At 38.5% G+C, this 12,982-nt stretch carries 15 protein-coding genes and 5 tRNA genes; 14 read left to right on the forward strand and 6 right to left on the reverse strand.

The window, feature by feature from the left end; genetic code table 11:
• The first annotated feature begins 84 nt into the window (after positions 1–84).
• From ACTJJD_RS09795 to ACTJJD_RS09840, 10 genes are all read left to right on the forward strand, one after another.
• Positions 85–156: transfer RNA gene (locus tag ACTJJD_RS09795), tRNA-Gln, on the forward strand.
• Positions 157–163: 7 nt separating this feature from the next.
• Positions 164–238 (forward strand) — tRNA-Gly (locus tag ACTJJD_RS09800).
• A 5-nt stretch (positions 239–243) separates the two neighbouring features.
• A tRNA-Cys gene (locus ACTJJD_RS09805) sits at positions 244–314 on the forward strand.
• 14 nt (positions 315–328) lie between these two features.
• Positions 329–417: transfer RNA gene (locus ACTJJD_RS09810), tRNA-Leu, on the forward strand.
• 37 nt (positions 418–454) lie between these two features.
• Positions 455–536: transfer RNA gene (locus ACTJJD_RS09815), tRNA-Leu, on the forward strand.
• A 158-nt stretch (positions 537–694) separates the two neighbouring features.
• Positions 695–1,165, forward strand: coding sequence for a GNAT family N-acetyltransferase (locus tag ACTJJD_RS09820; protein ID WP_019743953.1), 471 nt, complete (start codon positions 695–697; stop codon positions 1,163–1,165).
• Positions 1,166–1,192: 27 nt separating this feature from the next.
• A complete protein-coding gene (locus tag ACTJJD_RS09825) occupies positions 1,193–1,474 on the forward strand; it encodes a transglutaminase-like domain-containing protein (protein WP_019743954.1) in 282 nt (93 codons plus the stop codon).
• A 362-nt stretch (positions 1,475–1,836) separates the two neighbouring features.
• Positions 1,837–2,262 (forward strand): hypothetical protein, encoded by a 426-nt coding sequence (locus tag ACTJJD_RS09830; protein WP_440608346.1) that lies wholly within the window; start codon positions 1,837–1,839, stop codon positions 2,260–2,262.
• Positions 2,263–2,678: 416 nt separating this feature from the next.
• A complete protein-coding gene (locus ACTJJD_RS09835) occupies positions 2,679–3,473 on the forward strand; it encodes a phosphotransferase (RefSeq protein ID WP_440608347.1) in 795 nt (264 codons plus the stop codon).
• A 119-nt stretch (positions 3,474–3,592) separates the two neighbouring features.
• On the forward strand, positions 3,593–4,297 hold the full coding sequence (locus ACTJJD_RS09840; protein ID WP_281201521.1) for a hypothetical protein: 705 nt from the start codon (positions 3,593–3,595) through the stop codon (positions 4,295–4,297).
• Between the two features lie 42 nt (positions 4,298–4,339).
• Here the strand turns inward: ACTJJD_RS09840 and ACTJJD_RS09845 are convergent, their stop codons facing one another.
• The 5 genes from ACTJJD_RS09845 to ACTJJD_RS09865 all read right to left on the reverse strand — a co-directional run bounded on the left by ACTJJD_RS09845 (position 4,340) and on the right by ACTJJD_RS09865 (position 7,135).
• Positions 4,340–4,885 carry a histidine phosphatase family protein gene (locus ACTJJD_RS09845; protein ID WP_268430681.1) on the reverse strand — a complete coding sequence of 182 codons (546 nt, stop codon included), beginning with the start codon at positions 4,883–4,885 and terminating at the stop codon, positions 4,340–4,342.
• 71 nt (positions 4,886–4,956) lie between these two features.
• On the reverse strand, positions 4,957–5,148 hold the full coding sequence (locus tag ACTJJD_RS09850) for a hypothetical protein (RefSeq protein ID WP_008349128.1): 192 nt from the start codon (positions 5,146–5,148) through the stop codon (positions 4,957–4,959).
• Positions 5,149–5,265: 117 nt separating this feature from the next.
• Positions 5,266–5,559: a hypothetical protein gene (locus ACTJJD_RS09855; RefSeq protein WP_342494588.1), complete on the reverse strand. Its 294-nt coding sequence runs from the start codon at positions 5,557–5,559 to the stop codon at positions 5,266–5,268.
• A 64-nt stretch (positions 5,560–5,623) separates the two neighbouring features.
• Positions 5,624–6,313 carry a DUF1963 domain-containing protein gene (locus tag ACTJJD_RS09860; RefSeq protein ID WP_148780310.1) on the reverse strand — a complete coding sequence of 230 codons (690 nt, stop codon included), beginning with the start codon at positions 6,311–6,313 and terminating at the stop codon, positions 5,624–5,626.
• A gap of 18 nt (positions 6,314–6,331) precedes the next feature.
• Positions 6,332–7,135 (reverse strand): DUF2262 domain-containing protein, encoded by an 804-nt coding sequence (locus tag ACTJJD_RS09865; protein WP_281215836.1) that lies wholly within the window; start codon positions 7,133–7,135, stop codon positions 6,332–6,334.
• A gap of 534 nt (positions 7,136–7,669) precedes the next feature.
• On the opposite strand from ACTJJD_RS09865, the gene ACTJJD_RS09870 reads away from it, so the two are divergent.
• Together ACTJJD_RS09870 and lepB are read left to right on the forward strand one after the other, a co-directional pair.
• Positions 7,670–9,613, forward strand: coding sequence for an LTA synthase family protein (locus ACTJJD_RS09870; RefSeq protein WP_035392616.1), 1,944 nt, complete (start codon positions 7,670–7,672; stop codon positions 9,611–9,613).
• 156 nt (positions 9,614–9,769) lie between these two features.
• On the forward strand, positions 9,770–10,336 hold the full coding sequence (gene lepB, locus ACTJJD_RS09875) for a signal peptidase I (RefSeq protein WP_019743962.1): 567 nt from the start codon (positions 9,770–9,772) through the stop codon (positions 10,334–10,336).
• Between the two features lie 42 nt (positions 10,337–10,378).
• On the opposite strand, the gene ACTJJD_RS09880 is transcribed toward lepB, so the two are convergent.
• Positions 10,379–11,671 (reverse strand): homocysteine synthase, encoded by a 1,293-nt coding sequence (locus ACTJJD_RS09880; protein ID WP_008349114.1) that lies wholly within the window; start codon positions 11,669–11,671, stop codon positions 10,379–10,381.
• Between the two features lie 265 nt (positions 11,672–11,936).
• Here ACTJJD_RS09880 and ACTJJD_RS09885 point away from each other — a divergent pair, with 265 nt between their 5' ends.
• Positions 11,937–12,092, forward strand: a complete 156-nt coding sequence (locus ACTJJD_RS09885) for an FbpB family small basic protein (RefSeq protein ID WP_019743964.1) — start codon at positions 11,937–11,939, stop codon at positions 12,090–12,092.
• 665 nt (positions 12,093–12,757) lie between these two features.
• The gene (locus ACTJJD_RS09890; RefSeq protein ID WP_003211695.1) at positions 12,758–12,970 is read left to right on the forward strand and encodes a hypothetical protein; all 213 of its coding nucleotides are present in this window, start codon (positions 12,758–12,760) and stop codon (positions 12,968–12,970) included.
• The last annotated feature ends 12 nt before the right edge of the window (positions 12,971–12,982 follow it).

Consider the following 12,982-nt stretch of genomic DNA (forward strand, 5'->3'; position numbering starts at 1 on the left):
CGGTTGTGGCGAAGTGGTTAACGCACCAGATTGTGGCTCTGGCACTCGTGGGTTCGATTCCCATCAATCGCCCCATTTTATTATTGGGCTATAGCCAAGCGGTAAGGCAACGGACTTTGACTCCGTCATGCGTTGGTTCGAATCCAGCTAGCCCAGTTGATATGCGGAAGTAGTTCAGTGGTAGAACACCACCTTGCCAAGGTGGGGGTCGCGGGTTCGAATCCCGTCTTCCGCTCCAATTATGGCGGCATAGCCAAGTGGTAAGGCAGAGGTCTGCAAAACCTTTATCCCCGGTTCAAATCCGGGTGTCGCCTTTTTTGAAAAGACTGCCGGGGTGGTGGAATTGGCAGACACACAGGACTTAAAATCCTGCGGTAGGTGACTACCGTGCCGGTTCAAGTCCGGCCCTCGGCACCATTTTTTATTATTATAAGTTGCGCTCTTTAATGATCATGCCGGTGTGGCGGAATTGGCAGACGCGCACGACTCAAAATCGTGTTCCTCACGGAGTGCCGGTTCGACCCCGGCCACCGGTATCTATATCATCGGTAGTAAATACGATGAAATCAACGTTTCTTACACTTTGTAAGGAACGTTTTTTATTTATCTTCAATACGATTCTTATAAAAATATCGTGTACATATAATCGTGTGCTTATCTGTCATTAAACAAGAATGTTAAAGGAGGGATACATTTGGAGATAAGGTTTGCTAATTTATCAGATACATCGGTAATATATGATTTAATGATAAAGGCATTTTTGGAGTATAAAGACGAAGTGCCACCTTCAAGTGCTTTGGAGGAAACTGTGCAATCCGTTTTAATTGCCTTAAAAGACGGAGAGAGGAGTTTAATTTGTTATATTGATAATCAGCCAGTTGGAATGGTTCGCTTTAAAATAAAAGAAGATAGTTTATATTTTTATAGACTATCAGTAATTCCAGAAATGCAGGGTCATGGTATTGCCAAAAAATTATTAAGTTTTTTAGAAAATTTTGCAGTACAAGAAGAATTAACTAGTATATTCTGCAAAGTTCGTATGACCGTGACTAGAAACATAAAATTGTATAGTTCAATGGGGTATAGCATCTACGATGAAGAAGTTGTACATAAGCCAAATGGTTTAAGTATAAAAATTGTTTCAATGATGAAAAAACTTGGTTAAAAAATTATCGATTGGAGGGTGAATTTCATGCATTTGATATGTGAAAGTGAAAAAATAGAAGATTATTTGCTTGAATTAAACCAAGTCAATTATACTAATCCTATTATTAGGTCTAATGCAGATGAACTTTTTAATCCGGCTCAAACTGAAATTGAAAAGACAAAACTTGCTTATGAGTATGTTCGTGATGAAATATCTCATTCTTGGGATATACAAGGGAAACGGGTAACATGTAATGTATCGGATGTATTAGTGTATAAAGAAGGAATATGCTATGCAAAATCTAATTTGTTAGCATCTTTATTTTAAGAAATGTTGAATAAATAGCATAATGCCAATGGTTCAAGGGTTCAGACGTTCAAGTACGACTCAAAATCGTGTTCCTCTGGAGTGTCGGTTCGACCCCTGCCACCGGTATCTAGTTTAAGATATTCTTTATTATCGTCAATTACAGAAGAATTAAGGAATATTAACGTTTAAAACGTCTTTCTACAAATTGTAGGAGGGCTTTTTTTATTTGTTGTTTACCTGATTTTTCACACGAAAAAATCACTTCAAATTGTGTTCAAAGGAGATTAACTTTTACTTTATTGATGGTTACCTTATGATTAAACTAAAGGGGCAGGACAATTGAAGATGGATTGGATCAATTGTACATAGGAGGTGTTGTAATGATTACGGTTAAAAATGCTGAAAGTTATCTTAAAGATAGCATCGGTGAAGAGACCGATGAGATAAAAAAGGTTTGGGAATCATTTAAGGCTTTTTCAAAGGAGACCGTTGAGGGCGAAGAAGATAAAGAAATTTTATTTCAGTGTGGTGTCTATGATTTTACGGGAGAGGAACTATTTCATCTTGATTTTGTACGTCAGTTTACAATTTATGAAGAAGATGATTATTCTCACATGGAACAACTGCACTGTGAATTTTTATTTAAACCAACAAGCGAGTTAAAAAAGTTAAAGGTGGTAGAAGAATGGTCAATGGATTATGACGATATAGATCATTTTTTTAATCATATTGAAAGTATTCATGAGTTTAAAATTCCTTTGACTTTAAAGCCGATAAAATCAGCAATATATCAAGAAGAACTTTAATTCTTATTTCATTAACGGCTGCTTTACTTTAAGCGGGTATACCTTGCCTTTTTGGAATCATTTATCACGGAGTGTCGGTTCGACTCCGGCCACCGGTATCTATTAAAAGTTTGGTTTTTACCGTGAACCCAACGTTTCACCCTCGTGGTGAAACGTTTTTTTGTGGTTTAAATGAGTTATTTAGATGAAAATAGAATCCTATTAGAATAGAATGAGCATGTACTACTTTTAACAGAATAAACTTTTGATGATTTGCAACATTTGGTAAGATACATTTAACCATATAAGGAATCAAAATGGAGTAGCGCATTCACATAAAACAGTGAACTACCTTTGTGTAACTAAATGAATATTTGTGGGTACATACACATCTTTAGCTGGCATCATCATTGTGACCTATTTTTGGGGGAGAATTTATGAAAAAACAAAATGATCATGAAGAGTTATTGACAGGTGGAAATGTCTCGAACGTATATCGTTCGGGAGATACGGTTCGCAGAGAGGTAAAGTCAGACAATATGAATATACAAAAGCTGCTAAAGCATTTAGAAAAAAAGAATTTCTCCTATGCTCCAAAGTTTTTAGGGGTTGATGAAAAAGGTAGAGAGATCTTGTCCTTCATTGAAGGTGTCGCCGGTCATGATCCCTTAAAAAAATACATGTGCTCTCACAATGCTTTAAAAGAAATAGCGAGAATGCTTAGACTGTATCATGATGCTGTTAGTGATTTTCCCATTTCAGACGATTGGGAACGAATGGACAATACCCCTAACAACATAGAGGTTGTGTGCCATAATGATTTTGCGATGTACAACATCATTTTCAAAAATAAAAAGCCAGTGGGAATCATTGATTTTGATGTAGCCGCCCCTGGTCCAAGGCTTTGGGATATTGCATATACTCTCTATACTTGTGTCCCTCTCAGTAGGTTTTTTCGTACTGAAACAGGGGAGGTCGTAAATTATCATTCGTTAGAGCATGCAGCCCATATAAAGTATAGAGTCAAACTGTTTTTTGAAGCTTATGGTGAGGAAATACCAGAAGATTATGTGGACATGGTGTTGCTGCGTTTAGAAGGTTTATGTCAATACATGAAGCGAAAAGCGAATGAAGGGGATAGAGCCTTTCAAAAAATGATTCATGAGGGGCACCTTGAACATTATCAAAAAGACATACAATTCATTCATGAACACAGAAAAGAATGGATTTGAGGATGCCAAGAGTTTTATAAAAGAAAAAGGACAACTCATCTTTTTACTAGTTTCATGTGGATGTTACAATTGGTTATAATAGTTCAATAGAATGAATGTAAAGAGGCGGAGTTGTTATCTTGCAAATGAAGACGATATTACAGACTATTATTGAAGATGAGCGATCACATGATTATCCGCTTTTTAGACAGTACTGTGTAAGGAAAGAACAGGGTCTGCGTAAAGATGCGTTAAAGGTTCTTCAGTCTTTTGTTGAAGAGATGAATAAGAACGAATTTACAGCACGGCGTTCATTTGTTGCTTGGCTGTTTGATTACATTGAACGTTTTGAGGATGGTCATCATTTGCTTGTGTATCCATTGGTACATGGGATAATCCACCCTGTTCTTCGAGAGTGGGAAAATATTGATCCAACGGATGTGAGACCGTATCGCTGGCAAGGCTTGTTTGTGCATCAGGGGGAAGGGCTGCCCTATTTATTGAAGGCATTAGAGATGGGAGGCAGCAAAGAGCAGCGAGTGATTGTTCAAATTTGCGAAACCTATTTCTCGGCTTTGTGGTATTCGTTTCATCATATACATGAAGATCTTTATTTAAGCACCTATGAGAAAGATCATGAGCGAATTCAAGGGATTCAAGATGTCATGAAACTGATCGAAGATAAAAATGTTCAAAGCAATGTTGAAAAACTAGCAGTCTACTATAACCAGCTTTTATCGGACTGGAAGGAATTTCAGCAGACGCAGACAAGAGGCTTTGTGAAATGGTGTGCGGATCGTAAGAAGCCCTATGAGTGGGTACAGACATTTTACTATCACCAATAGTTGTTTTTCATAAGAAAAAGGCAGGGATCAACCCTGCCTTTTTTATTTATGCCATATTCTTTCTATTTCTACATGGTCTGGTTTAAAATATTTCAGGATGTAGACATCTGGATTGCTTAGTTGTTTCCACTCCTTGAATCCAATTGCAGGATCGGCGTGTTTTAGAAGCAGGCTCATAATATTGCCATGAGTGGCGAATAAAGTATGATCTCTTCCTAATTTTATTTGTTCATAGAGTGCCTCTACAATACGATTCATCGCTTCTAGGCTCGATTCTCCGCCTTCACAGGTCATATGCAAGTCCGAAAAACTGAGCTTTAGTTTTTTATACCAATCCTTCATTGGTTGACTGCTTAACCTACGTTCAGAGAGACGCTTATCCATTTGTACCTTGATCTGTTTGGCATGAGCAAGGGGCACAACGGTTTGAATCGCTCGTTTATAAGGACTTGAGATGATGTGGTTGAGCTGAATGCCGGAAAAAAACTGTGCGAGTTCATGCGATTGTGTGATGCCTTGAGGCGTTAAAGACGCATCCTCGGATTGTCCATCTGCTTGACAGTGTCTGACGAAATAATATGTCTTCATAGGGGGTACACCTTCCTCTAAGTATAAAAAAATCATCCAATATTGGATGAGGGTTCACGAAAGTTTAGGTTCTATTTGTTCGTGTCTGCTTCTTTGTATGGATCTATCAGTTTTGAGGTTAGGTCTAAGTTGAACAAAAAATCATCTACGGTGTCTGTGCCAAAGGGAAGAGTGGAAAAGTTAATTGGGATGCTGTCTTCTTGCGTATCTGAAGTAATCGGCTGTTTGTGCTGCTTTTTTCTCCAGTTCTTAAACAAGCGCATGTGAGGCCCCCTTTTCTAAAAAAAGATGGATTTATACATAATATACGGGGAGAGTTGTCCGAGCGTCAATTGTTTTCTTCAAAAGGATTTATTACATTTGTACGGAAAGAGCCACAGCTAAGTGCGGATCTTTCCGTGTTTTGACGTGGCACGGTGTATGGCTTGTTGTACCTTTCGTTCGCATCTGATGTTGTATGGCTTCTTATGGAGTTTACTCGTCTTAAATTGACCAATTACACGGCGGACTCCTTGATCATAAATGATCAGCTCTCTGTTCGTTTGATCATTTAATAACGCTTGAAACCAGCTGTGTTTTTTTAGCTGTGCTGCATTCCGTGATATATCTTCTTCATCTACCTGTAGAAAAGGGATATACAGAGCAAGATTGAAGATGTCTAAAATGAATCCCATATCACTAGCCCCCTTCATATCGTTTATTACGTTTAGAAAGGGGAATGGTTCCTTTCAATTGGTTTTAAAAACAATCCCAGTGCATGAACCATTCTTTATTGTCTTTGTCGTAATAGAAATACATCGTGCCGTTATCACCAATCATGAACCGAGGTTTTTCTTCTGAGGCGATTTGTAGCATGAATTCTCCTGACATCTGGTGGGGAGGAGATTGGATGTAAGCTCCGTATCCACCGATTTTTGTGAACGAGTAATTTGAGTAATGCTCGAAGAAATGATCTGTCGCTTCTTCACTTTCATTAACCTCTGATAAGTCAACGTATGACCAAGCTTCCTCCCAGCATGGATAATCCGGTTGTTCCCCTTCGAGCCACTCTATCTGGAAAGGTTTCATTCCTTTCACTTCTTCAGGGGTCTCAGCGATTTCTAATCCTTCCATTGATGAATATTCAATGAGTTTCCAGCCCTCACCGTTTTTGGCGATATCGATCGGAAGGGTTTTCTTGTTGATGAAAATTTGAATCAACTTACATTCATCAAAGCCGTTCATTCCCCCTGGTACTTCGGGTAAATACATTTGTAAAATGGGGATCATAGCTCCATCTTGATCTGCCGGCCACCCTTTATCACGTTGGATGAAAAAATGACCAGCAAACCAGCTGTACTTAGATGGATCAGGGCGAAACCCGCCTATTTTGGCTACAATAGGTGTTTTTCCTAGTTGATTTAATTCGTCAAAAGCTTTGATCTTCATTTATCCATCCCCCATTCTTTAGCCAGCAATGTGTGCATCTTGGAACGTTCCATTCATATTGCCAGAGACAATGATGACATGTCCCCAAAATAAATCTCCGTCATGATAGTAGGCTTCGAATTCTCCATTTGGATAAGCATGGAGGCTTTCAAGTGAGATGCGGCTGATAAATTGATCCGGTGTGATCTCTTTTGAATTTTCAGCGGAGTCGTCTTGTTCCTGCCAATCTTTTGCTAGTTCAATCAGCTGATTTGCTGCATATGACTTCATGGAGGCATCCCATGTCGTCTGCTCTTCTACGAGTTGTCTAGCCGTTTTCAGAGAGTCATTCATTTCTTCCTCTTCTTCAAGATTGAAGTAAAGAAGGCACTCCTCATTGCCCCACTGGATGGTTGTTTCAAATAAGTCTAGTCCTTTCACTAATTCAAAGGTACCCAGCTTGTCATCGTGGTAAAAGATAGGTTGTTGAGCTTCTTCTAATATTTCTTGAAGTTCCTTATCTTCAGTATCTGTATCAACAAGTGAAACGAGCATAAATTCACCTTCACCTTTACGTACTTGAAGTGTGACGATAGATTCTTTATGTAATTGCGCTTGTTTTTCCCGTAATCCCTTTTCATCTGTTAACCAGCACAGTCTCACTTTTTCGGTTATGATGCGGTCTTTTTCCTTCCATGCAATGAGTGGGATTGAAGCAGTCCAAAGAGTTTCTTTTCCCGCTTTTCCTGCGCCGACTCCAGAAGGTCCTGTAACAGCCATGATGTCTATCACTTCTTCTGAGAATCTTTGTTCAAATATGTTGATTTGTTTGTTTGATTTCATAGGATGTCCCCCAGCTTGATTTATTTGATGGAGCTATACCTTTATCACACCGTACATTGGCAGGGGAAATCAAGCTTTTTTTGCTTAAAACTGTTTTTTAGGTTTGTGGTAGCAGAGAGGATACATGGATTGCTGGAGGTTGAGTCACAATAAAAAAGCAAATTGGTTCGGATTTTGTATAAATTTGGCTAAGTGAGTCGAAAAGCCTAGGTGATTCTTCCTTTTCTTTATAATTACTTTGACACGATTAGATGAAAAAAGTAAAGTAGTACTGAGTGATTTACAAAACCTTCATCATTCTCTGAAACATGAAGCGGCAGTAAATTTAATGTAAATGGATATTTTTCCTTTTATTTACTCGTATTTTTTTTGAAACTTATGATGCTTCTTATTCGTTATATTAAAGGAGCACATGTAACCTGCGGAGAAAAGAGCATCGGAATGCTTGGTGCAGAAGATTTACATTTGCAAAATCAATGTAAATTTTTTATGATTTCATTTATATCAGATCGAAAATAAGAAAGAAGAGGTTTTATGAAAAAAATATTTGCGAACAAATATAGCTTTTTTGTTTTGGCTGTCCTTTTATTTTGGGCAAAATCGTACACAGCCTACAAAATGGACTTTAATTTAGGAGTGAAGGGATCTTTTCAAGAGGGTCTTCTCTTATTAAATCCATTCAGTTCAGCCATCGTGTTTTTAGGACTTGCTCTCTTTTTGAAGGGGCGTAAATCGGCCATTGTTTTAATTGTCATTGATTTTATTATGACCGCACTTTTATATGCGAATGTAGCGTACTATCGTTTCTTTGATGATTTTTTAACATTCCCGACAATGAAACAAGCCGGTAATCTTGGGGGAGGTATGACTGGCGGTGTGTTAGCAAGTATTAAGCCGCATGACCTTTTGTACTTCCTAGATATCATCATTTTAATTGCCATTGTCATTTGGAGACCAGAAGTGAAGAAGTTCCAAATGAAAAAAACTTTCGCACTGCTGATTGTGGCTGCAGGTGTTGGACTGTTCTTCGTTAACCTACACTTAGCTGAAAAAGATCGTCCAGAATTATTGACGAGAACATTTGATCATAAGTATATTGTGAAATATTTAGGTGTTTATAACTATGCGATTTATGACGGCGTGCAAACCGCACAAAATGCAACGCAGGTAGCAAATGCGAGTAGTGATGATTTAACGGATGTCGTGAACTATACAACCTCTCATTATGCGAAACCAAATGCAGAATACTTTGGTCAAGCTAAAGGGAAAAACATCATCAAAATCCATTTAGAAAGCTTCCAGTCATTTTTAATTGACTACAAGTTAAATGGAGAAGAAGTGACGCCATTTTTAAACAAACTAGCTCATGGAAAAGAAGATTTTACGTATTTTGATAACTTCTTCCACCAGACTGGTCAAGGGAAGACTTCTGATGCTGAGCTCATGATGGATAATAGTATGTTTGGCTTGCCAGAGGGTGCAGCGTTTGTGACAAAAGGTGAAAATACCTTCCAATCACTTCCTGCCATCTTAGATCAAAAAGCAGGCTATACGAGTGCAGTGCTTCATGGGGATTATAAATCTTTCTGGAACCGTGACACGATTTATAAACATATGGGAATTGATCAATTCTTCGATGCATCTTATTACAACATGGATGAAGAAAACCTTGTAAACATGGGTCTGAAGGATAAGCCATTCTTTAAAGAATCAATCCCAATGTTAGAATCAATGAAAAAGCCATTTTATGCACACTTAATGACATTGACCAACCATTATCCATTTAATTTAGATGAGAAAGATGCGACAATCGCTAAGGCAACAACTGGTGATAAAACAGTGGATAATTATTTCCAAACAGCGAGATACTTGGATGAGTCATTAGAACAATTCTTTAAGGACTTGAAAAAATCGGGTCTGTATAAAGACTCAGTGATTCTATTATATGGTGATCATAACGGTATTTCTGAGAACCATAACCGTGCAATGAGTGAGATTCAAGGGAAAGAAATTACGCCATATCAAAATGCACAAAATCAGCGTGTACCGCTCATGATTCGTATCCCTGGGAAACAAGGCGGCGTGAATCATACGTATGGCGGTGAAGTAGACGTGATGCCAACGCTTCTTCACTTACAAGGTATTGATTCAAATGAGTACGTGAATTTTGGAACAGATTTATTCTCTAAGAAGCATGATCAAACTGTTGCATTCCGTAACGGAAACTATGTGACACCAAAATATACCCTTGTAGATAATACGGTCTACGATACAAAAACGGGTAAAGTGGTGAAACAAAACAAAAAGACAGAAACGATTAAAGCCCGTGTTGATAATCAGTTAAGCCTGTCAGATAAAGTACTGTACAGGGATCTTCTTCGATTCCATAAGCTATCTGATTTTAAACCAGTGAATCCATCTGATTATTTCTATGGTAAAACAAACAAAGAGACAGAAGCGGATTCTTCTGCTAACTAACTGAGTTTTGGGCAAGCACAGAAAGGTGCTTGCCTTTTTCTCTCTTACAGCTTGATTTGTTGGCAAAATATGTTTATATTTAGGGAGAAACAAGCGTGGCGTCAGCGATCAGCTGGCGATAACTCATTTTGTCCTAGGGGATTTCAGGAGGAGCTTATGACAACAAATACAAAAACACAAAAAAAGAAATCAGAATTATGGGGCTGGATTAAAGCCATCTTAATCGCATTTATTGCTGTTTTTATCATTCGTAACTTTTTATTCGCACCGTATATTGTAAAGGGGACTTCTATGGAACCGACACTGCATGATACAGAGCGGGTGTTTGTGAATAAAACAGTCGATTACTTCGGCGATTATAAACGCGGACAAATCATTGTTCTTGATGGGGAAGAGCGCAGTACTCACTATGTGAAACGATTGATTGGTTTACCTGGTGATAAAATCGAAATGAAAAATGATCAGCTATATGTAAACGGTCAAAAAGTGGCAGAGCCTTATTTAGCATCAAACAAAAAGAAAGCTGCCGCAGATGGCACCTTGCTGACACCTGATTTCGGTCCTCTTACAGTTCCTAAAGGAAAGTACTTTGTCATGGGTGACAACCGCCAAAACTCAATGGACAGTCGCAACGGTTTAGGTCTTTTTACAAAGAGTGATATTCAAGGGACAACATCATTCGTGTTTTATCCCTTCCAAGATATTCGATTAATCAATCACTAGTCAATAAGAAAAAGCACACAGGTGTGTGCTTTTTTTGTTTGGTTAAGACTGGCTTTTTGAAATCGCCTGTTCTAGATCTGCCAGAATATCTTCAATCGCTTCTGTTCCAACAGATAAACGAATAAGTTCTGGTGTCACCCCTGTGGCTTTTTGCTCTGCTTCACTTAATTGCTGATGCGTTGTGCTGGCAGGGTGGATGATGAGTGACTTAGAGTCGCCTACGTTTGCAAGATGTGAGAAAAGCTGAACCGAATCAATGAGTTTTTTTCCTGCGTCTTTACCACCTTTAATGCCGAATGTAAGGATGGCGCCTTGCCCTTTTGGTAAATAAGTTTGAGCCAGCTCAAAGGATTCATGGCCTTCAAGACCTGGATAGCTGACCCATTCTACAAGAGGATGATCTTGTAAAAATTGTGCTGTCTTCAATGCATTTTCACTGTGGCGTTCAAGGCGAAGATGCAATGTTTCTAAGCCTTGCAAGAGTAAAAATGAGTTGAATGGTGATAAAGCCGCCCCTAGATCACGTAAGAGCTGTACACGTGCTTTTGTGATATAAGCTGCTTCGCCAATCGCTTCTGTATACGTCAGACCATGATAGCTAGGGTCTGGTTCCGTCAGGCCTTTGAACTTATCACTATCACTCCAAGGAAACTTGCCGCTGTCGACGATGACTCCGCCAATGGATGTGCCATGGCCGCCGATGAATTTCGTCGCTGAATGGACGACAATGTCTGCGCCAAATTCAATCGGTCTTAACAAATAAGGGCTGGCAAGTGTGTTATCCACAATTAGAGGGATGTGGTGCTTGTGTGCTATGGCTGATACGGCTTCAATATGTAAAATGTCGCCTTTTGGATTTCCGATGCTCTCTGCATACACTGCTTTTGTTTTATCTGTAATGGCTGCTTCAAGTTCTTCAAGGTTTGAGGAATCCACAAACTTTACTGTTATTCCAAGCTTTTTCAAGGTATGCGCAAATAAATTATATGTGCCGCCATACAGACTGCTGGAGGATACGATTTCGTCACCAGCTCCTGCAATGTTTAAAATGGAGTAAGTGGTCGCTGCTTGTCCTGAGGAGACAGCAAGTGCACCAATTCCACCTTCAAGCTCAGCGATCCGTTTTTCAAACACATCATTTGTCGGGTTCATAATACGTGAATAAATATTACCGGGTTCCTGAAGTCCAAATAAATTCGCCGCATGCTCACTATCTCTAAAACCGAAAGAGCTTGTTTGGTAAATAGGTACAGCTCTTGAATAGGTGGCTGAATCCAGTTCTTGACCTGCGTGTATTGCTTTTGTTTCTAAACGAAATTGAAGTTCTTCTGACATGTGTGTATCCTCCTTTTGTTAGATAAAACCAACTACTTTAATAAGAAATATTTAATAAGACTATAAATCTTGTTTACTGCCCGGTCAATCATTTTTTAGATAAATCTGAAAAAACAATAAATACAGTTGACATGTCGGAATAGTATGTATTAACATAAGCATACTGAAAATACCAACAAGAATCGCTGATCGGTCAACCGAAGGCTCGTTCACTCAGGCATGAGTGAAGGGCCTTTTTTTATTTTAATCAGGAGGGAAGCTGAAGATGGAGAAAAAGAAAAAACGAAAAAAATACAGAAAACATTTGGATATCACATTAGACATTTTGATTGAGCGGAACAAATATGAGATTTATAGCAATCAAGAACGAATAGAAGCCATTTACGATCGTATTGATGAAAAGCATACAAGGTCGAAATAATGATTGAATGTGAACTGAACAATGATGAATAACTGATGTGCCAAACGAAAGCTCTTCACTCTGTTTTGAAGATAAGAGCTTTTCTACATGTTTTGCTTGTTCGATGTAAGAGAACTGGATATATCATTTTAACCTCATAGATGGAAAGTAAAGTATCCACACTCAACAGGCGGTTTTATAAAAGAGTGAGCTGTTGGCAGTTATGAAATAGGGCAAGGGCTTTTTTCCCAACAGGTTTTCTTGTATATACATATTTTAAGAGACAAGAGAAGAAGGAAAATATGCTCACTCTTTTGTCGGAATTATCAGTTAATATGTCGTATTTGATGTGTTAACGACATATAATTAGGACTTTTATATCTGATATATCGGGGGAATTCTTTCTATCTCAAAAAAATGAAAGATTAAATAGAAGAGATGATGAAAATGAACTATTTGAAAAAAGGCAGAAAAAAGATGGATTAATTGACAATATATGGGTTTTGTGGTTCTTATGTTGTGGTGAAAAATAGTAAAAAAGGGAGAATTTATACAGTTGAACATGAACAATTGAATAAAAAGTCACATTTTACACGAAAATATGTTCGGTCAAAAATGGGATCTTCTGTTGATGTTTGGAGTGTGACGCCTATGATACGATCATCATAAGCTGGGAGGTGAAAAGTATGACTTATGCAGCGCCGCAAGTTGACTATTCCACTATGGAACCTGCTATTATGGACCAAGCTTGGTTCTTAGTATTTGTTGCTGTCCTTCTTGGATTGGGAGCAACAGTTGTTCTAGGAGCAGCAGTTTGGTGTTTAGCAAACGGCAAAGGTAGCTTTACAGGAGCCGTTCAGTGGGAAAGTGGCTTAAAAGTCCAAATTGAATGTAAGTAGCTATACTTAGGA

This window comes from Bacillus sp. 22446 (assembly GCF_052044955.1).
GTDB classification, from domain to species: Bacteria; Bacillota; Bacilli; order Bacillales; family Bacillaceae; genus Bacillus; species Bacillus altitudinis.

Coding starts and splice junctions, on each gene's coding strand:
- ACTJJD_RS09825 (WP_019743954.1), top strand. CDS start 1,193: ATGCATTTGATATGTGAAAGTGAAAAAATAGAAGATTATTTGCTTGAA.
- ACTJJD_RS09830 (WP_440608346.1), top strand. CDS start 1,837: ATGATTACGGTTAAAAATGCTGAAAGTTATCTTAAAGATAGCATCGGT.
- ACTJJD_RS09835 (WP_440608347.1), top strand. CDS start 2,679: ATGAAAAAACAAAATGATCATGAAGAGTTATTGACAGGTGGAAATGTC.
- ACTJJD_RS09845 (WP_268430681.1), bottom strand. CDS start 4,885: ATGAAGACATATTATTTCGTCAGACACTGTCAAGCAGATGGACAATCC.
- ACTJJD_RS09850 (WP_008349128.1), bottom strand. CDS start 5,148: ATGCGCTTGTTTAAGAACTGGAGAAAAAAGCAGCACAAACAGCCGATT.
- ACTJJD_RS09855 (WP_342494588.1), bottom strand. CDS start 5,559: ATGGGATTCATTTTAGACATCTTCAATCTTGCTCTGTATATCCCTTTT.
- ACTJJD_RS09860 (WP_148780310.1), bottom strand. CDS start 6,313: ATGAAGATCAAAGCTTTTGACGAATTAAATCAACTAGGAAAAACACCT.
- ACTJJD_RS09865 (WP_281215836.1), bottom strand. CDS start 7,135: ATGAAATCAAACAAACAAATCAACATATTTGAACAAAGATTCTCAGAA.
- ACTJJD_RS09870 (WP_035392616.1), top strand. CDS start 7,670: ATGAAAAAAATATTTGCGAACAAATATAGCTTTTTTGTTTTGGCTGTC.
- lepB (WP_019743962.1), top strand. CDS start 9,770: ATGACAACAAATACAAAAACACAAAAAAAGAAATCAGAATTATGGGGC.
- ACTJJD_RS09880 (WP_008349114.1), bottom strand. CDS start 11,671: ATGTCAGAAGAACTTCAATTTCGTTTAGAAACAAAAGCAATACACGCA.
- ACTJJD_RS09885 (WP_019743964.1), top strand. CDS start 11,937: ATGGAGAAAAAGAAAAAACGAAAAAAATACAGAAAACATTTGGATATC.
- ACTJJD_RS09890 (WP_003211695.1), top strand. CDS start 12,758: ATGACTTATGCAGCGCCGCAAGTTGACTATTCCACTATGGAACCTGCT.